This is a genomic window from Mesorhizobium sp. M1334, assembly GCF_040317995.1.
Taxonomy (GTDB): domain Bacteria; phylum Pseudomonadota; class Alphaproteobacteria; order Rhizobiales; family Rhizobiaceae; genus Mesorhizobium.
On sequence record NZ_JAMYLM010000003.1, the window covers coordinates 283098 to 307036 of the forward strand.

Below are 23939 nucleotides of genomic sequence, written 5' to 3' on the forward strand. Positions count from 1 at the left end.
TTACTCCGCTGGCGCTTCCGCAACGTCCCGGCTGCGGCCGAGCGTTATCTTGGCCAGTGTGAAGGAGATCGCCGCGCACAGCGTGATGCCCGCCACCATCGGCAGCGGCGTGCCGTCGAAAAACACGCCGGCGACGCCCATGGCGACCGCGCCGATGGCGAAGTGCAGCGTGCCCATCAGCGCCGAAGCGGTGCCGGCGATCTCGCCATGCTCTTCCATGGCCAGCACCGACGTTGTCGGGATGACCAGGCCGAGAAAGCCGTAGCCTATGAACAGCAGCGCCGCCATTACGTCGAGCCGGTCGACACCCGATGCCATCACCGCAAACAGCACCACCATCGTCGTCGCATAGCCGGTCACCGCGACGCGCACCACGCGCTGCAGCCCGAACCGCTCCGACAGCAACCCGGTCAGCTGCGACATGCCGATGAAGGCAACCGCATTGATCGAGAAGAACACGCTGTAAACCGAAGGCGACAGGCCATAATGGTCGATCAGGATGAAGGACGAGCTCGACAGATAGACGAAGAAGCTCGCAATGCCGAAGCCGGCGATGGCCGTCAGGCCAAGGAAGTTGCGGTCGCCCATCAGGAAGCGGTAGCCGGAAAGTGCCGTCCCGAAGGACGAACCGGCGCGCTCTTCGACCGGCCGCGTCTCCTTGAGAGAGGTCGCCAGCAGGATGGTCGCGAGCACGGCCGCGCCCGTCACCGTCCAGAACACGGCGCGCCAGCCGAAGTTCTCGATGATCTGGCTACCGGTCAGCGGCGCCAGGATCGGCGACACCGAAAACACCAGCATCAGCAGCGACATCAACTTGGCGGCCTCGGTGCCGGTATGCAGGTCGCGAACGATCGCGCGCGGCACTGCCATGCCGGCGCTGGCGCCGAGCCCTTGCAGGAAACGGAAGGCGATCAGCCATTCGATCGAGGGAGCCAGCGCCGAGCCGACGCCGCCGACCATGAACAGCGCCAGGCCGCCGTAGAGCGGCAGCTTGCGGCCGACCATGTCGGAGATCGGTCCGACGACGATCTGGCCGAAGCCCATGGAAAGAAAGAAGATCAGCAGGCTCATCTGCACCGCGGCAGTGCCGGCATGCAGATCCTCGCCTATTGACGGCAGGGCCGGAAGATACATGTCGATGGCAAACGGGCCGATCGCGGACAATAGGCCGAGCACGACCGCAATGCGGAGGAATTTGGCGTTCATGATAGCAGGCTCTTTCGAATTCTGGTTGCCGCCGAGGACCGGCGCGTAACCTTAGGACGTTCCATCCCATGGAGTTCCGACTCTTCTGCGGAACGAAACTCCCTTCGTGCAGTCCACAAATTTAGACAGGCTTGTCTAATTCGTCAACCACCTCTATATAGTTTTGCATGAAGGCCAACGTTTCTCCTGACATTTTCCCGCCACGGGGCCATGAGGCCAAGCGGATGTCGATTGTCGATGCCGCCACCTCGGTCTTCTGCCGCGAAAGCTTCGCCGGTGCCAATATCGACATGATTGCCGCCGAGGCCGGCGTCTCCCGCCAGACCATCTACAATCATCACGGCGACAAGGAAAAACTCTTCGTTGCCATCGTCCGCGACCTCACCGAACGTTGCAACGCCGGCATCTTTGCCACGATTTCCACTTTTCCCGATCAGCCGAAGAATCTCGAGGCCGACCTCATCGCTTTTGCTGTGCGGATGAATCACAACTGCATCTGCAACCGCGACGGCAAATTCCTGCGCAAGCTGATCCAGACCGAGGGCGGGCGCTATCCCGAGTTGTTCGCCGAATGGCGCGAAGAAGGACCGGGCAGGACATGGCCGGCGATCGCCGCCCGCTTCGCCCGCCTCGCTCATGCCGGCTTCCTTGATATCGATGATCCCGACGTCGCAGCGCGCCAGTTCATGGCGCTTGCCAATGCCGAGTTGCAGACGACGTTCATGCTCGGCGGCACACCGACCGAGGACGAGGTGGTGCAGTCGGCGACAAATGGCGTGCGCACCTTCCTGCGCGCCTTCGGCAAGCGGCGGCCTGTGGCTGGTAAACAGGGCGCGCTCGCCAGCGCTTGACGATCAAAGCCGTTTGACGATCAAATCGTCGCCGATGGGCTTCGCTTCCGCACGCAGGCGATCTATATCCGGTTTACGCCGCGCTCAAGCTTGATTACAGCTATCAGGACGATTCAACGGAACCCGACAGCCACATGGCCGACGACCACATCCGCTACGACATTCTGGCCCAGGAGGCGTTGCGCGGCGTCATGCGCAAGGTCCTGGCCGAGGTCGCGCGCACCGGTCTCCCGGGCAACCATCACTTCTTCATCACCTTTCTCACCGGCGCTCCGGGCGTGCGCGTGTCGTCACGGTTGCGCGAGCGCTATCCCGAACAGATGACCATCGTCATCCAGTTCCAGTATTGGGACCTGAAGGTGAGCGACACCGGCTTCGAAGTCGGGCTGTCGTTTTCCGACGTGCCGGAGAAACTGGAAATCCCGTTCTCGGCAGTGCGCGGCTTTTACGATCCATCCGTCAACTTCGAGCTCGAATTCGACGTCAAGACCGATACCCCGGCGGAACAGGAGACAAAGACCAAGCCTGCTCCCGAGCCGCTGGCCATCGTCGCCGAGAAAAAGCCTGAGACGAAGAAGAAAAACGCTGAGGTGGAAAAGAAGCCTGCCGCGGCGGACGCCGGTGCCAAGGGCGCCGACGTGGTGTCGCTCGACGCCTTCCGCAAGAAATGACCCGACGGGCGGCGTGACATGGCCGAGATCGTCAATCTCCGTCAGGCACGCAAGCAGAAGGCGCGAACCGAGAAGGAGCGCCTGGCCGAGCAAAACCGGGCGCTGCATGGCCGTTCCAAAACCAGCCGGGATCGCGACCGCCTGATCGCCGACAAGGCCGATAAATTCGTCGCCGGCCATCGCCGCGAAAAATCGGGCGATTCGGACAAATCCGATGCTTGAATGTGAATAGGATCGTCGCGTGAGCCCGGTCGAAAAGCGCTCGGTCACGATTCGCGGCCACCGCACCAGCTATTCGCTCGAAAAGCCTTTTTACGACGACCTGATCGCTATTGCGGCCGTGCGAAAACTGACGCTCGCCGCGCTTGTCGCCGAAATCGACGAGAGCCGCCCGCGCGATGCGAACCTCTCCTCGGCGCTCAGGCTCTATGTGCTGGATTGGGCCAAGCGCGGCAAGTTTTAGCCTTCAGGCAACGCTATCCTGTTTCCTGCGCCGGATACGGAAGCCCAGCAAAGCCGAGCGGTCGCGTTCTTCGGCCTGTTTCTTCGATCTGACGCGCATCAGGTCCTTCCAGCCGACATAGCCCACCAGCCGGGCATTTTCTCGCGTGACGACCGGCAAATGGGACACGTTCGCCATCAGCAGCTTGTCGGAGAGGCCCTCGAGATACTCATCCGGATAGGCCAGCGTGACCTTGCTGCCGGCCAGCAGTTCGCCAAGCGTCGTCGTGCGGTGCTTGCCGGCGCGTCTCCAGCGCAGGATCGCCGGCGGGTCGATGACGCCGAGCACGTGGCCTTCTTCATCGACGACCGGAAAGCTCGGATGCCGTGTCTCGGGCGCCGTCAGGAACGCGGCCGCGCCGTGTAGCGTCATTGTCGCCGGCACACTCTCGACCTCGCTGGTCATCACCTCGCGCACCCTGGTCAGGGCGAACGGATCGACACGGTATTCGCGAACCATGTGATGCCCTCGCCGTGCGATTTTTTCGGTGAGGATCGAACGCTTCATCAACAGCACGGTCACCGCATGCGCAGTGGCAGTTGCCGCGATCAGCGGCACCAGGACATGGGTGTTGCCGGTCAGTTCGACCGCAAAGAAGGTGGCGGTCAGCGGCGCGCGCATGGTGCCGCCCATCGTCGCCGCCATCGCCAGCAGCGCCCAGAAGCCCGGATCGGCGGCCGGCAGGAAGCCGGCGAGGACCGCGCCCATCGCCCCGCCCATGATCAGCAGCGGCGCCAGCACACCTCCCGACGTTCCCGAGCCGAGTGCGACCGACCAGATGATCGCCTTCACCACCAGCAGGGTGAGCGCAGCGGTCGCTATGGTGCGGCCATCCAGCATGTCGGCGATATTGTCATAGCCGACGCCGAGCGCCTGCGGCTCGATCAGCCCGCCAATGCCGACCACCAGGCCGCCGAGCATCGGCCACCACATCCAGTGGATGGGCAGCTTCTGGAAACCGTCCTCGCAGGCATAGACCATCTGGGTTAGCAACCCCGATAGCAGCCCGGCTGCCATGCCGACCAGCACCCAGCCGGCAAGGCCTGGAAATGAAACCTCCATGCCGCCCTGAAACGGGAAGATCGGCCCCGGCAGATGCAGCATGGTGCGCTCGACCTCGGCAATAACCGCGGCGACCGCTACGGGAATGAAGCTGCGCGGCGTCCATTCGAAGAGCAGCAATTCCACCGCAAGCATGATGGCAGCGATCGGTGTTCCGAACACGGTGGTCATGCCGGCCGCCGCACCCGCCACCAGCAGCGTCTTGCGTTCATTGTCGCTGACCGGCAGCATCTGCGCGATCAGCGAGCCGATGGCGCCGCCGGTCATGATGATAGGCCCTTCCGCGCCGAATGGCCCACCGGTGCCGATCGAGACTGCCGACGACAACGGCTTCAGGATCGCCACCTTGGCGTCGAGCCGCGAGCGTCCGAGCAGGATCGCCTCGATGGCTTCGGGAATGCCATGGCCGCGAATCTTTTCGCTTCCGAAGCGAGCCATCACACCGATGATCAATGCCCCGATCACCGGAACAAATACCGAGGCATAGCCAAACGGCGTATCCTGCAGTTTCAGGTCGGCGAGCGTGAACTGGCCAAAATAGGCGATGTTCGTGGCAAGCCGGATCAGCTTCAAAAGGGCAATGCCGGCAAACAACCCCGCCGTTGCCACCACCACCGCTATGCCGGCAATGAGCAGCACCCGGGCATCGGTGGTAAAATCGCGCAGATGCCCGGGGTTGGCGTGATCGGACTTCATTTGCAAACCTTGCTTTCTGGCGGCGTGCCGACTTGCGGATGGGTCGCTGGCCGTGCCACCGATGATGGCGGGCACGAGCCATGTTGGTGCGCTCTGTATCGTAACACGATATAAATGTTCAAGGCCCGTTTGCGGCTTTGTCGGAAAGGATTCGATGGCAGACACTTCGAAGCCACAAAAGCGCGGCGCAACGATCGGGCCGGCCGATTACCAGAGGCTGTCCGAATTTCGTTACCTGATCCGCCGCTTTCTCGAATTCAGCCAGATCCAGGCGCAGGAAGCCGGCCTGACACCACGCCAGCATCAGGCCCTGCTTGCAATCAAAGGGTTTCCCGGCGGAGGGCCGGTGACCATTGGCGACCTCGCGGAGCGCCTGCGCATCCGCCATCACAGCGCAGTGGAATTGGTCAACCGTCTTTGCGAAGCCGGGCTCGTCGCGAGGGACCACGACGAGGAGGACCACCGCCGCGTGCTGCTGCGGCTGACCGAGCGCGCCGACGACAGTCTCGCCGATCTGTCAGCCGCTCATCTCGACGAACTCGGGCGGATCGAGCCGATGCTGAAGCGCTTGCTTGCTCGACGCGACATATAAAGGATGCGCCGTCACCCGCCATTCAGCGATTTTAGCAGATCGTCGATCGACGAGGGATCGAACTTGAGCTTTGGCGGGGGCTGCACTGGCGGTGGCACGTTATTTGTGGCCGGTGGCGCCCGTTCCGCTCGCTCCGCCGCGGCCTTGCGTTCGGCGTCGAGCCTTGCCTTCTCTTCCGAGGCGATCCGCAACGCCTCTTCCGCCCTCTGGCGTTGCTGTTCTTCGGCCTGCGCTGCTTCCTCGGCAGCCTGTTGCGCCGCCTTGGCTTTGGCTTCGGCATCCGCTTTGGCCTTTGCAGCCGCCTCGGCTTTCGCCCTCGCCTCGGCTTCGGCCTTCGCCGCTGCATCCGCCTTCGCCTTGGCTTCGGCCTCCGCTTCGGCTTGGGCCTGCGCCTCAGCTTCGGCCTTTGCCCTGGCGTCCGCTTCAGCCTTCGCCTTGGCTTCAGCCTGCGCCCTCGCCTCCGCTTCGGCTTGGGCCTGAGCCTCGGCTTCGGCCTTTGCCCTGGCGTCGGCCTCAGCCTTCAGCCGCGCCGCTTCCTCCTCCTGCTTGCGCCGTTCCGCCGCCGCTCTTTCACGCTCGGTTTGCAGGGCAGCGTAGTAACGCACCTCACGCCGCAGCCTTTGTTTCTCGAGCAGTGCGGCTTGCATGGCTTCGACTCGCTGCTGCTCCTTTTCCAGCGCACGCTGGGTCAGGAACTGGGCCAGCGGCTCGCTGTCGAACTGCCGTTTGGTGGCGCCGAACGGACCGTCGACGCTGAAATTCAAAATCGGTTCGGAGCCGACCAGCGCCTCATCGCCGGGTCGATAGGCGATCTCGCCCTTGGCATCGACGGTGCTGGTGTTCAGATCGGCGGTGATGTCGGCGGACAGCGTCGCGCCCGGGCTTTCCAATTTGACCGGCGGCGCCCTCAGCGTGCCGCCGGCGATGGTGAAGGCAATATCGGTGTCCGGCGCCGGAAAACTGCCCGCCGCGGCGATCTGCGGCACAAAACCGGCAGTCTTCGACGCGTCGATATCGCGCCCGATCGCGTCGGCCTTGGCAATAAATGCGCCAAAGGCATCGGGATTAAAGCCGGCAATAGTCATACCCTTCAGCGTCGCCGTGCCGGAACCGGACAGCGCCGCGACCATCGCGTCGACCGATTTGCCGCTGGTCGAAAGCGCCGTCGAGAAATCGCCGCTTCCGCTGATGCCGGCCTCCGGCAGCACGGCTGTCAAATCGGAGCCGGCGAGTTTCATCTGACCGGAGAAAAGCCCGGTGCCGTCATTGTTCTTGAGCTCGAACAGGCCACTCAACTCGCCCCCGAGGAATTTTGCCTTGAGGTCGGAAACACGGATGCCCTCCTGGTCGAGCTGCAGCGAAAGCGCAGCGTCATAGGCGGTGGCAAGCGGGCCGGCGGCAAGCGACGCCGCCGTCAGATCGAGATCGGCGGTAAATGGCAGACTGGATTTCTGGCTGAACGGTGCCGTCGGCCAGGTCCTGTCATTGACAAGGAAAGCGTGGTCGCCGAACAGCATCACCGCCATCGGATCGAGGTCCAGCTCGTCCAGCGACAGCGCGCCGGCAAGATGCGGCAGCCCCTCTTTGATGTCGATATTTACGTCACCGGAAACCGCCGCTTCGTTGACGGCGCCGCTGAGCCCGCTCAGCACCAGGAGACCATTGCCGTAGTCGGCATCGGCAGCAAGCGACGTCGACATGCCGGTCTCCATGCCGGGCAGGCCGACGCCGGTCGTCATCAGCCATGGCGAGATGTCGGCCGTTTCAAGGCTGACCTTGCCCTTGGCGGCCGCGCCCTGAGGCGTGTCGGCAATTGTCCCGTCGAAACCAGCTTTGAAGTCATTGCCGGCCAGGCTGAATCGTGTCGCCAGGCCGCCGCCAAGCGTGCCTTTGGCCGAGACGTCGGTGGTCGCCTCGCCGAGCATGCCGAGCGGCAGCGCCGGCAGACCGTAAAGCGCCAGAAGCGCGGTGGCGTCGGCGTTCCTTGCGTTGAAGGTCAGCGTCACCGGCGCTTCGAGAGGCCGGTCGAGCGCCCCTTTGCCGGACAACGACGCCGAAAAGGCCGAGCCACCGGCCTTGCCCTGTGCGCTCATGGCCAGTCCGGTCGTACCATCGCCATTGTCTGCGGCACTCGTGACCGCGTCGATACGCGCATCCTGGAACAGCTCGGGATAGGCAGCAGCGCGCTCCGCCAGCCACTTCAGCACCGCATTGTCTGGATAATGCTGGACGGCGACGTCGATCAGCGGCTTGAGGTCGACGGCGACCACCGAGGCGTCGAGCTTGCCGGTCGGGCTCGCCGGGAAATCCTTGATCCGGCCGGTGGCACTGATCGAGGCGCCGGCAAGTCCGCCGACCGACAGGCGGTCGATCTCAAGCAGCCCCTCACGCAATCTAAGTGAAGTATCGACGCTATCGGCGGTCAAGCCGCCGGCGCTGACCGGCCCGGCCTTGATCTGGAAATCGAGGTCGCGATCGGAAAAGCGGTTGGCGCCCTTGTCGCTGACGAAGATCGAGGCGAAGGCAGCGAGCCCATCGACGTCGAGTTCGCCACCTTCGAGTTGCATCAGCACCGATGGACGGGTTTCGTCGGGCTGGTTGGAATCGATGCGGCCGGAGAACTTCGCCTTGCCGAGGATGAGTTCGAGATCGCTGAAGGCCTGGTGTCTTTCGCTCAAATCCACCTTGGCCTTGAAGCCGGCGGCCGGCAAACGGCGGATCGCCTCGTCGACGTCCTTCGACAGCCAGGCGGCAAAGCCGGAGGGCTGCGCCACCGCCAGAAGCAGCGATCCGGTGAAACCGAAATGGTCCTCGACGCTGACCATGCCATTGGCTTCCAGCTTGGCGCGGCCGGGCAGCGTGGCGGCCAGCGATTTTACCGCCCAGCCGCCTTCGGCCGGCTCGGCGGACAGATGCACGTCGCGAACCGTCGTGTCGCCTACGACCACCGCCGGCAGTTTCACCTCGACCGTGCCCGGTATTGTCGGCTTCGGCAGATCGAGCAGCGCCTGCTCGAGCGCCGCCACCCGTTCGGACAGCGTCAATCCGGCCCCGGCCGCCGCCCCGACGGCCTCGTCGAACTGCACCTGCGCGCCATTGGCCTCGATAGAGAAATGCGGCTTCAGCCCAAGGTCGACCGCAGCCTTGCCGTCGGCCGTGTAGGGATTGTCGAGCGGCCCGGTCTCGAAGCGGAATTCGTCGACGCCGAGCTTCTGGTGGTCGAGCGAAAACTTGCCGTTCAGCCTGAAGCCCGGGTCCGGTTTGCCGGCGCTGACCTTCAGCGCCTCGCCGCCGGTGCCGCGCGGCCGCGCCGCGGTCCGGTCTGCGCCCGATATCTTGAACTGGCCCGAATAGACGGCGGCGCCCTCGACGAGGCCCACATTGCCGTCGGTCTCGATGACCAGCGGATAGGCATCCGGATCGGCCTTGAGCCGGAGCCGCATTTGCCCGTCCGGTTCGGCTTTGCCGGTGGAAGCGGCGATCGTGGTCCGCAACCCGTCCAGCAACAGTGAGCCGTCCAGCCGCCAGGGGCCGGCCAGCGACTTGGCCGAGATCGTTGAGTTGATCTCGGAAATAAGATGGCTGCGCCCGCCCGCGGCGTGGCTGAGCGCGATCTGTCCTTCCGTCACCGTCAGCTTCTCGATGGAGATCTGGCCGGGATCGAAGGGCGAGGATGGCCGTATCGTCCAGTCGACCGTGCCGTCGGCGGCGATGTCGATCGTCGCCTTCGGCCGCACCAGCCGCATGTCGAAGATCAGCACCTCGCCGCGCAGGAATGGCGCGAGTTCTGCATCCATCGAAAAGGTTTCGACGGTCATTGCCGGCTGTCCGTTGGGGCCACCGGCAACGGCGACATTCGAGAACGTCACCGAGGGAAACGGCAGCAGCCTTGCCGTCGCATCGCCTTGCACGGTCACCTTGCGGCCGAGGACGGCACTCGCCTCGCGCTCGAAATCTGCACGGTAACCAGTCCAGTCGACAAAGTACGGCACCACCAGCGCCGCACACAGCACCAGCACAAGAAGCCCACCGAAGATCACGAACAGGCGTGCGAGCATTAGCTCCTGGATAGTTTTGGTTGAAAGTCAGTGGCACTCTACCCGCATCAGCGTGTCGATAAAGAGGCAAATGGAGGCACGGCAGCGGCCTGAAGATCAGTCCTTTCCAGGCAATATCTTGCCGGGGTTCATGATATTCAGCGGGTCGAGCGCCTTCTTGATCGTGCGCATGATGTCGACGCCATGGCCAAGCTCGTGCCGCAGGAAGCCGATCTTGCCTTGCCCTATGCCATGCTCGCCGGTGCAGGTGCCGTCCATGGCGATGGCGCGCATGTTGAGCCGCGCCACGAATTTTTCCGCCAGCGCGATCTCCTTCGGATCGTCCACGTCCATCAGCACCAGCACATGGAAATTGCCGTCGCCGGCATGGCCGACGATCGGCGCGATCAGGCCCATCTCGGTGATATCCGCCTCGGTCTCGGTGACACATTCGGCAAAGCGTGAGATCGGCACGCAGACATCGGTCGAGAGGCCCTTGGCACCCGGCCGCAGCGTCAGCGACGACCAGTAGGCATCGTGCCTGGCCTTCCACAATTTCGTCCGCTCTTCGGCGACGCTGGTCCATAGGAACGGACCGCCGCCATTTTCCTCGGCGATCATGCCGAAGGTTTCGGCCTGCTCGGCGACGCCGGCATCGCTGCCGTGGAACTCGACGAACAGGCACGGGCTCTCGGGATAATCAAGCTTCGAATAGGTCTTCATCGCCCGCATCTGCAGCGCGTTGACCAATTCGATGCGCGCCACCGGAATGCCCATCTGGATGGTCGCGATCACCGCATTGCACGCCGCCTCGACACTGGGGAACGGGCAGACGCCGCCCGAAATCGCCTGCGGAATGCCCTGCAGCTTCAACGTCAGCTGGGTGATGATGCCGAGCGTGCCTTCCGAGCCGATCAGCAGCCGTGTCAGATCGTAGCCGGCCGAGCTTTTCTTGGCGCGCTTGCCGGTCGTCACTGCCTCGCCGTCGGCCATCACCGCAGTCAGCGACAGCACGTTTTCGCGCATCGTGCCGTAGCGCACGGCGTTGGTGCCCGACGCCCGCGTCGCCGCCATGCCGCCGAGCGAAGCGTTGGCACCCGGGTCGATCGGAAAGAACAGGCCGGTGTCGCGCAGATGCCGGTTGAGGTCCTCGCGCGTCACGCCGGGCTCGACGGTGCAATCGAGGTCCTGCGGATTGACTGCAATGATGCGGCTCATGCGTGACGTATCGAGCGAGATGCCGCCGCCCGGCGCATTGGTGTGGCCTTCCAGCGAAGAGCCTACGCCGAAGGCGATCACCGGCACGCGATGGGCCGCGCAGGCGCGCACGATCTCCTGCACCTCCTCCGTCGTCTCGGCAAAGGCGACGCCGTCCGGCGCCTGCGTCGGAATATAGGTCGTGGTGTGCGCGTGCTGGGCGCGGATCGCCTGGCCGGTCTGGAATCGCTCGCCGAGCCGCTGTTTGAGGATGCCGAGCACCGCGGCGATACCTTCTTCGTTGCGCTCGACCGGATTGAGGTCGCTTAGAGCCATCGATTCCTCCGCGAATGGACCAGCGTCCACCCTTGTTCTGCATCTACGGATGCGTAGTCTCACCAACCACGCTCTGTCCAGTCCACGCTCATCCCGGCATGACGAGAAGGAAGTTTCCGATGCCCATCCCCGCCCCTTTCGTCTCTCGCGCCATGGACATCGAGGAGGCCTGGATCGACTACAACGGCCATCTCAACATGGCCTATTACAACGTGCTGTTCGACCGGTGCTCCGACGAAGCCTTCGAGGTGATGGGGATGGGGCCGGACTATGTAAGGGAACGGCGGCTGACCATCTACACCGCGGAAGTCCATGTCTGCTACGTCCAGGAATTGCACCTCGACCACAAGGTCACAGTCTCGTTCCAGTTGCTGGACCATGACGAGAAGCGGCTGAGGGCCTACCAGGAAATCCGCCATCTCGACGGCTGGCTCGCCGCCACCTCCGAAACGCTGTCGCTGCATGTCGACATGGCTGGCCCGAAGGTCGCGCCCTTCCCCGCTGACGTCCTGGCCAGGGTGGAAGCGATGCGCGCCGCCCATGCCGCCCTGCCGATGCCGGAGCGCGCCGGCCGCTCGATCGGTATTCGTCGTAAGCCGGCTTGAACCAAGAGAGCGCTTGAACCACGGGCCAACCGCCGTTAACCTTACCGAGGTTTTAACGTGAACAAGCCGAATTGAGACGTTGAACGACTCAGCGCGGCGTTGGAAAACCATCCGCATCGAATTGCGATACGGGCGGCGGAGCAGCAGCGGTTCGGGGAACGTGCATGAAAACCGACATCAAGGTCGAGGCGGACAGGCTGGCGGCTGATCCACGTATCACCGACTATGATTTCTGGCGCTCGCTGAAGAACCTCAACAACGAGATCTTCCACATCGCCAACAACAACGAGCCGATTCCCTTCGCCATGATCCGCTGGCGCGCCATCCTGAAGCAGGCGCGGATCAAACGCGGCCACGCCTGAACGGTGCGGGAAAAAAACAGACCGGCCGTCCGGTTTGCATTTCTGGAACGTTTGCGCTGCCCCTCATCCGGCTGCCGCCACCGTCTCCGCGTATAGTGACGGGGAAAAGGGGCTGGCCGCAGCCTCGGCGCTCTTTCAGCAACGCTGGCAATTGGCGAAACCATTGGTGACAACGTCCGAGAAGTGCCCGGCAGGGCGATGAAGGGGCGACGCGACGTTTCGAGTTAAGCGGACGACGTGCTGACGAACGACCCCAAGCATCAAGGCTGGCGCTTCACCGCCCCCAGCGGCGAGCGCGGCACCACCGGCGACGACTGGATGATCGCCGTGTTGGTCATCGCATGGGGAATGATCCGGTCGATCACTCGCTCGAGCTCGGCCACCGAGGCGACATGCGCCAGCGCGATGAAGCAGTCCTCACCAGTGACCCGGTCGCATTGGGCGATTTCCGGCAGGTCGCGGATGATTTCGGTCACGACGGCGAGTTGCCCCGGCACCGGCCTGATGCGCAGCCATGCCGACAGCTTCATGCCGAGCGCGGCCGGATTGATACGCACTGTGTAGGCGTCGATCACACCGCTTTCCTGCAGCCGCTTGATGCGCTCGGCCACGCTCGGCGCCGACAGGCCGACCGATCGCGCCAGTTCGGCGGTGCTGGTGCGCGCGTCCTTTTCCAGCAGGCGCAGGATTTTCAGATCCGCCGGGTCCAGATCGGTATTTTCATTTCGAAGGCGTTTCAGCGGACAACTCCTTGCTTTCCGAAAGCAAATAGCCGCAATGACCGGCCATCATCCATATCAATGGCAAAAATCGCCTGCGATACTGATCCTATGCAAGATCGGACGCAAGCCCCGGCAGCAAGTCCGGCACTCGCCGGCCCCGCCTTTACCTTGGCAAACGCGGTCCCGCCGCATCTCTGGTTCGGCGTCAGCGCCGTGTTCCACTATCTCGGACCGGCCTTGGCAGTGCTGCTGTTCCCGCACGTCGGCGTGCTCGGCATGGCTTGGCTGCGCATCGCCACCGCGGCACTCGTCTTTGCCCCATTGACCCGGCCATGGGCGGTCTTCGCCCGCGCCGATCGCTCGACGCGGTTGTTGCTTGTGGCTTTCGGCGTCTGCCTTGGCGTGATGAATTGCTCGTTTTACCTGGCGCTCGACCGGCTGCCGATCTCGCTGGTGGCGGCGATCGAATTCGTCGGCACCATCGGCGTTGCGCTTGTTGGCCTCAGAAGCTCGCGCAATCTCGCCGCCCTCGCAATCGCCGTCGCCGGCACCCTGTTGCTGATCGACGTCAAATGGTCGAGCGATCCCGTCGGCCTGTTCTGGGCCTTCCTCAACGGCACGCTGTTCGTTGGCTACATCGTGCTCGGCCACCGCGTCGCGCGCGGCGGCGCCGGCGATGGCATCGCCGGGCTGGGTGCCGCCATGGCGGTCGCCCTTCTCGTCGTTCTGCCGATCGGTTTCGCCGATGCCCTGCCGGCTTTCTCGGCGCCGCCGCTGCTGCTTGCGGCGGTCGGCGTCGGTATCTGCTCGTCGGTCATTCCCTATATTTGCGACCAGCTTGCCATGTCGCGGCTGCCGCGCTCCAGCTTCGCGCTGATGCTGTCTTTGCTGCCGGTCACCGCGACGTTGATCGGCGTCATCGTGCTGCGGCAGGTGCCGAGCCTCACCGACTGCATTGGCATCGCGCTGGTGGTGGCCGGCGTCGCCCTTCACAAACCAGCGCCGGCGCCCACCTGATCAGGCCAGCTTCTCCTTGAGGAAAGCGATCGTCCGGCCCCAGGCGAGGTCAGCCGCCTTCTTGTCGTAGCGGGCCGCCGACGTATCGTTGTTGAAGGCATGGTTGGCGCCTTCATAGACATAGACCGAGTATTCGACATGAGCCGCGTCGAGTGCCTTCTTGAAGACATCGATGCCGGCATTGGTGCGGGTGTCGAGGCCGGCATAATGCAGCATGAGCGCGGCCTTGATCTTCGGCACGTCCTCGGCCTTTGGCTGCATGCCGTAATAGGCGACGGCGGCGGCGAGGTCCGGCGCGTTGACGGCCAGCATGTTCACCGTGCGGCCGCCCCAGCAGAAGCCGATGGCGCCGACCTTGCCGTTGCCGTCCTTGTAGCCTTTGAGGTAGTCGACCGTTGCCACGGCATTGGCGGCGACCTGTGCTGGATCGAGCTGGGAAAACAGGTCACGTGCCCTGTTTTCGTCGTCCGGCGTGCCGCCGAGCGGTGTCATGAAGTCCGGCGCAAGCGCCACGAACCCTTCCAGCGCAACGCGCCGCGCCACGTCGCGAATATGCGGGTTGAGACCCCTGTTCTCATGCACGACGATGACGGTACCAAGCTTGCCGGTCTGGTCCGCCGGCCTGACCAGAGAGCCCTTCATCTCGCCGCCGCTGCCGGGATAGCTGATGTCCTCGCCTTTCACACGCGGATCGTCTTCCGCCACGATTGCCGCCTGGGCCGAGTTCGCCGCCAGCAGCGGCGCGATCGCGGCAGCTGCCGCACCCGATCCGGCAAGCCTGGTCAATTGCTCCATGAAGCGCCGCCGGTCGAGCGTCAGATGCGTGTATTCGTCATAGGCATCGATCATCGCCTGGGTAATGACAGGCTTGGCGGCAGTGGGTCCGGCAGGTGTTGTCATGGCGCGCTCCTCGTGAGCCCCCGCGGCAACATAGAGCCGAAGCTTGCCTGGTCCAGTCACGGCTGAGTGAGGCTGCCAAAAGTCCCTGCACGACGACCGTGACGCCCGGCGCCGCACTGTCGTTAAATTTTGGTCCTTTGTGGCAATGCTAAATGCACGCACCACAATGTAAAAAGAAGTTACCGGGCTATGCCTCATTCGGGCCATCTGGCGAACGAGAATGGCCATTTGGCGGGAAAAGAATGCGTGATTGAGACGAAGGAATACGCCCCATGACCTTTCCCTCCCCGCTTCTGGCAAGTGGGTTCGCCCTCGCCGCTATGGCTTTGCTGGCGCTGCGGTTCACTGCCTTCCCCGCCTTCAAACGATCGTTGATCAAGATCCGCGTCAACCGGCACCCGCCCGCAAACACCAAGGTCTGAGGAAAGATCATGGACGTTCAGGACATCATCAACACCGTCTCCCAGAAATCCGGTCTCAACCAGGCTTTGACGGAAAAGATCGCCGGCACGATTTTCTCGGTGCTTGAACACGAGGCGGAAGGCACGACCCTGTCCAGCTTCTTTGCCAAAATCCCGGGAGCCGACGCCCTGGCCAAGCAATATGATGTCATGGCTCCCGGCGCGGCTTCCGGTGGTGGCCTCCTGTCCTCGCTGGAGGGCGCGCTCGGCGGCGCTCTCGGCGAAAAGACCGGCGCGCTGATCAACGGCGTCGCCATACTCAAGGCATCAGGCCTTACGCTCGCACAAATCAGTCAGGCCGGCACGATGCTGGTCCAGCAGGCCGAGGCAGCAGCCGGCCCGCAGCTAACCAATGAGGTCCTTGCATCGGTACCCGACCTGAAAGGGCATCTCGGGCTCTGAAGGAACTTCTCTATTTCGGCAGCGTATAGGCCATTACATAATCGCCCGGCTTGGTGCCGACCGAGCCGTGGCCGCCGGCAACGATGACGACGAACTGGCGTCCGTCGGCTACCGTGTAAGTCATGGGTGTCGACTGCCCGCCGGCAGGCAGCCGCGCCTGCCAGAGCTGTTTGCCGGTCGTCAGGTCATAGGCGCGCACATAGTCGTCGACCGCCGCACCGAGGAAGGCGACGCCGCCGGCAGTGATCATCGGCCCGCCAATGCCGGGAACGCCGACCTTGAACGGCAGCGGCAACGGCGTCATGTCGTAAACGGTGCCGTTGCGATGCTTGTAGACGATCTTGCCGGTCCGAAGGTCGGCACCCGCCACATAGCCCCAGGGCGGCGCCTGGCAGGGAATGCCGAGCGGCGACAGGAACGGCTTCAATATCACCGCGTAAGGCGCACCCTCATTGCGGTTCAGGCCTTGTTCGCTGCCCTTGGTGTCACCGGGCGGCGGCACGTCGGCGCGCGGCACCAGTTTGGAGATGAACGCCAGGTATGTCGGCATGCCGAACATCACCTGCCGGACCGGATCGACTGCCACACCGCCCCAGTTGAAGGTGCCGAAATTGCCGGGGTAGATCAGCGAGCCCTGCAGCGACGGCGGCGTATAGCGGCCCTCATAGCGCAACTTCCGAAGCTCGATCCGGCAGGCCAGCTGGTCGAACATGGTAATGCCCCACATGTCGGCGCCGGTCAGCGGTTTCGGACTGAAGCTCAGGTCCGAGGTCGGCTGTGTCGGCGAGGTATGGTCGCCCTCGATCGCGCCGCCAGGTGCTGGCACTTCCTTGACCGGAACGATCGGTTCGCCACTGCGCCGGTCGAGAATATAGAGATCGCCCTGCTTGGTCGGCCCGACCAGCGCCGGCACCACGCCACTTTCCGTGGTGATGTCGACCAGCGTCGGCTGCGCCGGCACGTCCATGTCCCAGAGATCGTGATGCACGGTCTGCCGCACCCAGCGAAATTGTCCGCTGTTGAGATCGAGCGCGGTGATCGACGAGGAGAATTTCTCGTCATTGGCGCTGCGCCCAGCGCCGAGCTGGTCCGGCGTCTTGTTGCCGAGCGGCACATAGAGCAGCCCGAGCTTCTCGTCGGCGCTCGCCGTCGACCACATGTTGGGCGAGTTGTGGGTATAGGTCTGGGCCGGCGGCAGCGGCGTCGTCTGGTCTGGATTGCCGGAATCCCAGTTCCACAACAGCGCCCCTGTGTCGGCATCGTAGGCACGGATGACCCCGGACGGCTCCTGCGTCGAATAATTGTCGTTGACCGCGCCGCCGACGATGATCTTGTTGGCGACGATCAGCGGCGCCGAGGTCGAATAATAATAGCCGGGCTTCGGATATGGCATGTTGGCTAGCAGGTTCAGCGTGCCACCCTCGGCAAATGTGGGGCAGACCTGGCCATTCGCCGCATCGAGGGCGATCAGCCGAGCGTCGGACGTCGGCAGGTAGATGCGTGTGGCGCAGGGCTGGCCGGCGGCGATCTTGGCGTCGGCATAATAGGACACGCCGCGGCAGGTCTGGTGCTGGCGGTCCTTGTTGAGCTTGATCTGTGGATCGAAGCGCCATTTCTCCTTGCCGCTTGCGGCATCGATGGCGATGGCGAAATTATGCGGCGTGCAGATGTAGAGCGTGTCGGCAATCTTCAGCGGCGTCACCTGATAGGTCGTCTCGCCGATGTCGTCGGGCCCTTTCACGTCGCCGGTTTGATAGGTCCAGGCCGGCTGCAGATTGGCGACGTTTTCCGGGGTGATCTGGTCGAGCGGCGAATAGCGCTGGCCATAGGGCGTACGGCCGTAATAGTGCCATTCGCCGGGCGGCACATTGCCGCCGAGATCGGCCGTCGGCGTCACCTTGTCGGTGTTGAGTTGGCCGGCAATATCCTTCGGATCGGTCGTCATCGAATAGCCGGCGACGCCGAGCGATGCCAGCACGGCGAGGATAAGCGGCGCGCGTCCGTCGGGACCGGTAAGCCCGCGCCGCGCCCATGGCGTCAACAGCCATAGCGCGACAAGCACGATGATGCCGCCGCGCGGGCCGAGCTCCCACCAGTCGAAGCCGATCTCCCAGACCGCCCAGGCGAGCGTGCCGAGCACGATCGCCGCGTAGAGCCACAGCGCGGTGGATCTGCGCCTGTAGAGCAGCCAGGCCGCGACAAGGAAAGCTAGACCGGCGATGACGTAATACCAGCTGCCGCCCAGCGTCACGAGCCAGATACCGCCGCCGCCAAGCGCCAGGCCGATGAGGAAAAGGATCAGGGAGGTGATGACCACAGCCAAGACGGTGCTCCTTCGACTGGTGCGCTCCGCGACGCGTCCATGGGCAACCCGGCATTGCGCTCCTGCCCCGAGCACAACTTTCTCCGGCCCGCCTCCCCTGTCAAGCAAGCTCGGCGTTTTACGGCGCCGGCCCTCGGCAAGCCCGGCGTTTTGGTTAGCAGACCCATTCAGATTGTGAGTCTACCGACCGGACAGAGAACAAAACGGAGACGCTTCTGGCCTTTCGCTGCCGAATCACTACATTCGGGGAGAGATGTCCGGCTTTTCGGAAGACATGCCCTTTTTTGACGAACCGAACGCGCGGCCTGTGGCCCCGTCGGGCATTGCCGCGCGCGCCATGGCTGCCCGCAGCAACCAGAACAACGCGCCCGATTATCTCAACGGCCTCAACCCCGAGCAGCGGCTGGCGGTTGAGACCACCGAAGGCCCGGTTCTGGTGTTGGCCGGCGCCGGCACCGGCAAGACGCGGGTGCTCACCACCCGCATCGCCCACATCCTTGCCACCGGCAAAGCCTTCCCTTCGCAGATCCTCGCCGTCACCTTCACCAACAAAGCGGCGCGCGAGATGAAGCAGCGCATCGGCCTGTTGATCGGCGAAGGCAATGTCGAGGGCATGCCATGGCTCGGTACTTTCCACTCGATCGGAGTGAAGCTGCTGCGCAGACACGCCGAGCTGGCCGGGCTCAAATCCGACTTCACCATTCTCGACACCGACGATGTGGTGCGCCTGATCAAGCAGCTCATCCAGGCCGAAGGGCTGGACGACAAGCGCTGGCCGGCCAAGCAGTTCGCTCAGATGATCGACGGCTGGAAGAACAAGGGCCTCGGTCCCGCCGACATCCCCGAGGGCGATGCCCGTGCCTTCGCCAACGGCAAGGGCCGCGAGCTCTACACGGCCTATCAGGAACGGCTGCAAACGCTGAACGCTTGCGACTTCGGCGATCTATTGTGCCACCCGATCCGCATCTTCCGCGCCAATCCGGACGTGCTGAAGGAATACCACAAGCGCTTCCGCTACATCCTCGTTGACGAATATCAGGACACCAACACCGCGCAATACATGTGGCTGCGGCTGCTGGCGCAGCGGCCGCAATCCTCCCCCCTTGAGGGGGAGGTGCCCGCGAAGCGGGCGGAGGGGGTTGCCGCAGAAGGCACCGCCACGGGGTCGAGCACTGCCGCTCGGACCCCACCCGACCGGGCTTTGCCCGGCCACCCTCCCCTCAAGGGGGAGGGAAGCCCGCGCCTGTCCACCGTAAATATCTGCTGCGTCGGCGACGACGACCAGTCGATCTATGGCTGGCGCGGCGCCGAGGTCGACAATATCCTGCGCTTCGACAAGGATTTTCCCGGCGCCACCATCATCAGGCTGGAGCGCAACTACCGCTCGACCGCGCACATCCTCGGCACCGCCTCCCACCTCATCGCCCACAATGAGGGCCGTTTCGGCAAGACGCTGTTCACCGAAAAGATCGCCGAGGACGACGAGAAGGTGCATGTCCACGCCGCGTGGGATTCCGAGGAGGAGGCCCGCGCCGTCGGCGAGACGATCGAGGCCTACCAGCGCCAGAAGCACAATTTGAACGATATGGCGATTCTCGTCCGCGCCTCCTTCCAGATGCGGGAATTCGAGGACCGCTTCGTCACACTCGGCCTCAACTACCGCGTCATCGGCGGCCCGCGCTTTTATGAGCGGCTCGAGATCCGCGATGCGCTGGCCTTTTTCCGCGTCGTCGCGCAAGGCGCCGACGACCTCGCCTTCGAGCGCATCGTCAACGTGCCGAAACGCGGCTTGGGCGAGGCCACCATCCGCCAGATCCACGACACTGCACGCGCGCTGCGCATCCCGATGCTGGAGGCGGCGGCAAAACTTGCCGAGAGCGACGAGCTGAAGCCGAAGCCGCGCGCGGCACTGCGCGAGGTATCGGCCAATTTCGAGCGCTGGCAGAAGGCGCTGGAAACCACGCCGCACACCGAGCTCGCCGAGACCATACTGGAGGAGAGCGGCTACACCGACATGTGGAAGAACGACCGCTCGGTTGAAGCGCCCGGTCGGCTCGAGAACTTAAAAGAACTGATCCGCTCCATGGAGGAGTATGAATCGCTGCGCTCCTTCCTCGAACATGTCGCCTTGGTGATGGACGCCGAGCAGAACGCCGAGCTCGACGCAGTCAACATCATGACGCTGCATTCGGCCAAGGGCCTCGAATTCGAAACCGTGTTCCTGCCCGGCTGGGAGGAAGGCCTGTTCCCGCACCAGCGTTCCCTCGACGAGGGTGGCCGCTCCGGCCTGGAGGAGGAACGCCGCCTGGCCTATGTCGGCCTGACCCGCGCCAAGAAGAACCTGCATCTCTGGTTCGTCTCCAACCGCCGCATCCACGGCCTCTGGCAATCGACCATTCCCTCGCGCTTCCTCGAAGAACTGCCGGAAGCCCATATCGAAGTTTCCGAGGGCGGCAACTCCTATGGCGGCTACGGCAATGCCTATGGCGGCGGCTCGTTCGCCTCCGGTCGCGGTGGCCAAGGGGCAGGCAGGCAGAACCCCTATGGAGCATCGCGCTTCGATAACATCGGCGGCAACAACGGCGCCGAGAAATCCGGCGCTTTCTCCAGCACCTATGCGACGCCGGGCTGGCAGCGCGCCCAAGCCAACCGCACCGAGGCGACCGACCGCAATTGGGGCACGCGCTCCGGCCACCAGGTCGAGCGCATCGGCTATGGCGAAACCGACTCCGGCTACGGCGCCGGCCGCACCTCGATCAAGGGCCGCACCATCGACGGCGAGCTGGTCGCCAAATCCGTCGCCGACACGCCGTCCCCCTTCAATGTCGGCGACCGCGTCTTCCACCAGAAATTCGGCAACGGCAACATCTCGGCCATCGAAGGCAACAAGCTGACCATCGACTTCGACAAAGCCGGCCAGAAACGCGTGCTGGACGGGTTTGTCACGGGGGTGTGAGACCGCCGGTCACCGATACCGCGCCTGGTTCCACTTATGGCCGAGCAGCGACAGGATGATGATCAGGCCGTTGAAGAACTGGACGTAGAAGCCGCTGAGGCCTGCCGCCACCACGCCGGTCTGGATGAAGGAGACCGTGACCGCGCCGATCGCGCCGCCGACGACCGTGCCGATGCCACCCCAGGTCGGCGTGCCGCCGACGAACACCGATGCCAGCACCGGCAGCAGGTATCCGTCCCCCGCCGTCGGCCACCAGGTGAAGTTGATCATCACCGAAAACGTGCCGGCGATCGCAGCCCCGATGCCGACGAAGACGAACACTTTTACCCGCACGCGCTTGACGTCGATGCCCATCTGCTGGGCGCTATCGGGATTGTCGCCGACCACCTTGACCTGCGCGCCGAAGCGATGGCGGTTGTAGAGCAGCGCCGACAGCACGACGAAGCCGATGGCCCAGAAGATCTGCACCGGAATGCCGTAAAGCTGGCTGGAGAAGATCTTGTAGGCCCAGCTGTCGGCAAGGCCGGTCAGTGCCGTCGACCTGCCCTCGTTGATGATCTGGATCAGGCCGCGCAGCAGGAAATTCATGCCGAGCGTGGCGATCAGCGACGACAACCCGCCATAGACGACCAGGGAGCCGACCAGGAAGCCGAGCAGCATGCCGGTGACCATTGCGGCGGCGATGCCGAGGAACGGGTCGTAGCCGGCCTGCACGACCAGCGCGAACACCCATGAGGCAAAGCCCATTGTCGCCGGAAACGACAGGTCGATCTCGCCACAGGTGACGACGAAGACCAGCGGCACAACTACGAACAACGCCACCGGCAGCGTGGTCAGCACGGAACTGTAAAGATACCAGGTGGTGAAGACCGTCGGATTGGCGATCATGAACACCGCCATCATAACGATGAACACGGCCAACGTGCCGAGTGCGGCGCGGTTGTCGAGGATGAACCCGCGCAACCAATTGTCGGACGGGTGTCGCCACTCTTTCCCGGCGGCTTCGCCATGCGTGCCGCCGAGGGGGCTCTGCAGATCGGGTTCCATGGTCTTGCTCATCGTGCCGCCCTCCCCGCATCGGCCACGTCGTGCAACCCCGGCAATCCGCTGGGGTGGGCGACGTCTTCCATGAAGTTGATCAGGTCTTCGGCCGACTTGACCTCGCTGCGGTCGGCGGTGAGCGCGACCTTGCCGCGGTCGAGCACCACGAACCGGTCGGCGATGTCGAAGACGTGGTGAATATTGTGGCCGATGAACAGGATCGACCGCCCGCTCGCCCGCACCTGGCGCACGAAGTGGAAGACCTTGGCGGTCTCGGTCAGCGATAGCGCCGTCGTCGGTTCGTCGAGGACTATCAGCTCCGCCTTCTTATAGATGGCCCGCGCGATCGCCACGCCCTGGCGTTCGCCGCCCGAGAGCTGGCCGACGATCGACTGTGGCGTGAACACTTTCGAAGTGAAGCCGATCTCGCGCATCAGCCGGCTCGCCTCCGCGATCTCCTTGTTGACCTTCAGCCAGCCAAGCCAGCCGGTGAGTTCGCGGCCCATGAAGATATTGCGCACGATGGTCTGCTGCACGGCGAGGGCTCGGTCCTGGAACACGGTCTCGATGCCGGCGTCGCGCGAGCGCGCAGGACTCCATCCGGTCACCGGCTTGCCGCGGACGAGAATCTCGCCGCTGGTCGGTTTGACCACGCCGGACAGGATCTTGATCAGCGTCGACTTGCCGGCGCCATTGTCGCCGATCAGGCCGACCACCTCGCCGCGATCGACGCTGAGATTAACCCCGCCCAGCGCATAGACCTGGCCATAGGACTTGCTGATGTCGCGCAGTTCTATGATGCGTTCGGCCATGGCGATCCTCGCTTGATTTTCGCGTGCCGGTCTTTTCGCCGGCGGTCCCGCCGGCCGGGCTCGATCCCGGCCGACGGCTTGGGAGGTCAGCGCAGCGCCTGCTTGGCGAGCTCGGCGACGATCTCGTAATTCTGTGGCGTGACGAAGCCGGCGCCGGTGTCGACATTCATCGGCGCAAGGCCGAGCACCACCTGCTGGCAGAGGCTGAGGATCGGCAGATATCCCTGCAGGAACGGCTGCTGGTCGGCTGTCAGTTGCACCCAGCCGCCCTTGAAGCCCTCGACGATCTGCGGGCTGGTGTCGAAGCCGAAGTTGAAGATATCGCCAGGCTTCCTGCCCGCCGCCTGCATGTAAGTCGGTACGTTGCCCAGCATCTGCCCGCCGGGATAGCCGACCGCCTTGACGTCTGGATTGTTGAGCAGTGCCGCGGTGATCACCGGAATTGCCAGATTGGGGTCGGAAGCCCATTCGCCGCTTGGCGGCGAGGAGAGCTGTATGACCTCGACGCCCGCCTCTTTGAGCGCGGCGACTGTGCCGCGTTCGCGCGCGCCGCGGCTCTCGTTCTCGAACGGGCCGATCATGATCGCCTTGTCGCCGGCCTTGAGCCCGGCCAGCTTGACCGCCTCGGCGCCGAGCGCGCGGCCCTGCTGCTCCTGCTGGGCGCCGACATAGCCGCCGCCGAACGCCGCCGTGACCGTCGGCACCGGCACGTTCTGGTACATCATCTTGATACCGTCCTTGTGTGCCTGTTCGGCCAGCGGCATGATCGCGGCGTCGCCGGGGTGGCCCATCATGGCGATGCCTTGGGGCTTGACCGCGACAGCCTCGCGCAATTGCTGCACCATCTTCTCGACATCCCACTGGGAAAAGATGTAGTCGACCTTCGGCCCAAGATCGGCTGCCGCCTGCTTGGCACCATTATAGACGATCGTGCCGAAGGCATCTCCCTCTGCCCCGCCGACGAAGAAACGGATATGGACATCCTTGCACCACTGGGCATCGAGCGCCTGCGCCGGCAAGGTCGAGAGTGCGGCGGCGAGTGCCATCGCGGCCGCCGCGACGGTCGAGCGCAGAACTGTCCTTCTCATCGTAATGCTCATGCACTTATCCTCCCTTTGTTCCCTCGCTAGCCGAGGGGTTTTGACGATCGCTTCGGCAAGGCGCCGCAATCTTTCCCTGGCCGGCACC

21 protein-coding genes are annotated in these 23939 nt (G+C 64.0%); 11 read left to right on the forward strand and 10 right to left on the reverse strand.

Features of this window, described 5'->3' with window-relative positions:
- Positions 1-1206: a multidrug effflux MFS transporter gene (locus NKH17_RS08460; protein WP_023676705.1), complete on the reverse strand. Its 1206-nt coding sequence runs from the start codon at positions 1204-1206 to the stop codon at positions 1-3.
- A gap of 167 nt (positions 1207-1373) precedes the next feature.
- Here NKH17_RS08460 and NKH17_RS08465 point away from each other — a divergent pair, with 167 nt between their 5' ends.
- The 4 genes from NKH17_RS08465 to NKH17_RS08480 all read left to right on the forward strand — a co-directional run bounded on the left by NKH17_RS08465 (position 1374) and on the right by NKH17_RS08480 (position 3191).
- The gene (locus NKH17_RS08465) at positions 1374-2057 is read left to right on the forward strand and encodes a TetR/AcrR family transcriptional regulator (protein ID WP_352898698.1); all 684 of its coding nucleotides are present in this window, start codon (positions 1374-1376) and stop codon (positions 2055-2057) included.
- Between the two features lie 134 nt (positions 2058-2191).
- The gene (locus tag NKH17_RS08470; RefSeq protein ID WP_352875993.1) at positions 2192-2728 is read left to right on the forward strand and encodes an SspB family protein; all 537 of its coding nucleotides are present in this window, start codon (positions 2192-2194) and stop codon (positions 2726-2728) included.
- 18 nt (positions 2729-2746) lie between these two features.
- Entirely contained in the window at positions 2747-2950 is a 204-nt protein-coding gene (locus NKH17_RS08475; protein ID WP_352739953.1) for a DUF4169 family protein, read from the forward strand.
- A gap of 19 nt (positions 2951-2969) precedes the next feature.
- Positions 2970-3191 (forward strand): ribbon-helix-helix domain-containing protein, encoded by a 222-nt coding sequence (locus NKH17_RS08480; RefSeq protein WP_254818946.1) that lies wholly within the window; start codon positions 2970-2972, stop codon positions 3189-3191.
- Positions 3192-3194: 3 nt separating this feature from the next.
- Here the strand turns inward: NKH17_RS08480 and NKH17_RS08485 are convergent, their stop codons facing one another.
- Positions 3195-4988 carry a chloride channel protein gene (locus NKH17_RS08485; RefSeq protein WP_352898695.1) on the reverse strand — a complete coding sequence of 598 codons (1794 nt, stop codon included), beginning with the start codon at positions 4986-4988 and terminating at the stop codon, positions 3195-3197.
- A 154-nt stretch (positions 4989-5142) separates the two neighbouring features.
- Here NKH17_RS08485 and NKH17_RS08490 point away from each other — a divergent pair, with 154 nt between their 5' ends.
- Entirely contained in the window at positions 5143-5580 is a 438-nt protein-coding gene (locus NKH17_RS08490) for a MarR family winged helix-turn-helix transcriptional regulator (protein ID WP_352898692.1), read from the forward strand.
- A gap of 11 nt (positions 5581-5591) precedes the next feature.
- Here NKH17_RS08490 and NKH17_RS08495 read toward each other — a convergent pair whose 3' ends face one another.
- Both NKH17_RS08495 and NKH17_RS08500 read right to left on the reverse strand, forming a co-directional pair.
- Positions 5592-9638: an AsmA family protein gene (locus NKH17_RS08495; RefSeq protein ID WP_352898689.1), complete on the reverse strand. Its 4047-nt coding sequence runs from the start codon at positions 9636-9638 to the stop codon at positions 5592-5594.
- Positions 9639-9734: 96 nt separating this feature from the next.
- Positions 9735-11150 carry an FAD-binding oxidoreductase gene (locus NKH17_RS08500; protein WP_352898687.1) on the reverse strand — a complete coding sequence of 472 codons (1416 nt, stop codon included), beginning with the start codon at positions 11148-11150 and terminating at the stop codon, positions 9735-9737.
- A gap of 119 nt (positions 11151-11269) precedes the next feature.
- Between NKH17_RS08500 and NKH17_RS08505 the strand changes: the two genes are divergently transcribed.
- Together NKH17_RS08505 and NKH17_RS08510 are read left to right on the forward strand one after the other, a co-directional pair.
- On the forward strand, positions 11270-11755 hold the full coding sequence (locus NKH17_RS08505; RefSeq protein ID WP_352898685.1) for a thioesterase family protein: 486 nt from the start codon (positions 11270-11272) through the stop codon (positions 11753-11755).
- A 164-nt stretch (positions 11756-11919) separates the two neighbouring features.
- On the forward strand, positions 11920-12117 hold the full coding sequence (locus tag NKH17_RS08510; protein ID WP_352466944.1) for a hypothetical protein: 198 nt from the start codon (positions 11920-11922) through the stop codon (positions 12115-12117).
- A gap of 260 nt (positions 12118-12377) precedes the next feature.
- On the opposite strand, the gene NKH17_RS08515 is transcribed toward NKH17_RS08510, so the two are convergent.
- Positions 12378-12857, reverse strand: coding sequence for an Lrp/AsnC family transcriptional regulator (locus NKH17_RS08515; RefSeq protein WP_352898756.1), 480 nt, complete (start codon positions 12855-12857; stop codon positions 12378-12380).
- Positions 12858-12947: 90 nt separating this feature from the next.
- On the opposite strand from NKH17_RS08515, the gene NKH17_RS08520 reads away from it, so the two are divergent.
- On the forward strand, positions 12948-13856 hold the full coding sequence (locus tag NKH17_RS08520) for an EamA family transporter (RefSeq protein WP_352898682.1): 909 nt from the start codon (positions 12948-12950) through the stop codon (positions 13854-13856).
- On the opposite strand, the gene NKH17_RS08525 is transcribed toward NKH17_RS08520, so the two are convergent.
- Positions 13857-14756 (reverse strand): dienelactone hydrolase family protein, encoded by a 900-nt coding sequence (locus tag NKH17_RS08525; protein ID WP_352898680.1) that lies wholly within the window; start codon positions 14754-14756, stop codon positions 13857-13859. It lies immediately after the preceding gene.
- 272 nt (positions 14757-15028) lie between these two features.
- On the opposite strand from NKH17_RS08525, the gene NKH17_RS08530 reads away from it, so the two are divergent.
- Both NKH17_RS08530 and NKH17_RS08535 read left to right on the forward strand, forming a co-directional pair.
- A complete protein-coding gene (locus NKH17_RS08530) occupies positions 15029-15178 on the forward strand; it encodes a hypothetical protein (protein ID WP_352898678.1) in 150 nt (49 codons plus the stop codon).
- 9 nt (positions 15179-15187) lie between these two features.
- Positions 15188-15619 (forward strand): hypothetical protein, encoded by a 432-nt coding sequence (locus NKH17_RS08535; protein WP_254818955.1) that lies wholly within the window; start codon positions 15188-15190, stop codon positions 15617-15619.
- A 10-nt stretch (positions 15620-15629) separates the two neighbouring features.
- Here NKH17_RS08535 and NKH17_RS08540 read toward each other — a convergent pair whose 3' ends face one another.
- Positions 15630-17942, reverse strand: a complete 2313-nt coding sequence (locus NKH17_RS08540; RefSeq protein ID WP_352898675.1) for a glucose/quinate/shikimate family membrane-bound PQQ-dependent dehydrogenase — start codon at positions 17940-17942, stop codon at positions 15630-15632.
- A gap of 253 nt (positions 17943-18195) precedes the next feature.
- On the opposite strand from NKH17_RS08540, the gene NKH17_RS08545 reads away from it, so the two are divergent.
- Positions 18196-20898 carry an ATP-dependent helicase gene (locus NKH17_RS08545; protein ID WP_352898673.1) on the forward strand — a complete coding sequence of 901 codons (2703 nt, stop codon included), beginning with the start codon at positions 18196-18198 and terminating at the stop codon, positions 20896-20898.
- Positions 20899-20907: 9 nt separating this feature from the next.
- Here the strand turns inward: NKH17_RS08545 and NKH17_RS08550 are convergent, their stop codons facing one another.
- From NKH17_RS08550 to NKH17_RS08560, 3 genes are all read right to left on the reverse strand, one after another.
- Positions 20908-21957: an ABC transporter permease gene (locus NKH17_RS08550; RefSeq protein ID WP_352475345.1), complete on the reverse strand. Its 1050-nt coding sequence runs from the start codon at positions 21955-21957 to the stop codon at positions 20908-20910.
- A complete protein-coding gene (locus NKH17_RS08555) occupies positions 21954-22751 on the reverse strand; it encodes an ATP-binding cassette domain-containing protein (protein WP_352475346.1) in 798 nt (265 codons plus the stop codon). The genes NKH17_RS08550 and NKH17_RS08555 overlap by 4 nt, the downstream gene beginning before the upstream one ends.
- Before the next feature lie 86 nt (positions 22752-22837).
- A complete protein-coding gene (locus tag NKH17_RS08560; protein ID WP_352475347.1) occupies positions 22838-23851 on the reverse strand; it encodes a substrate-binding domain-containing protein in 1014 nt (337 codons plus the stop codon).
- Positions 23852-23939: the final 88 nt, after the last annotated feature.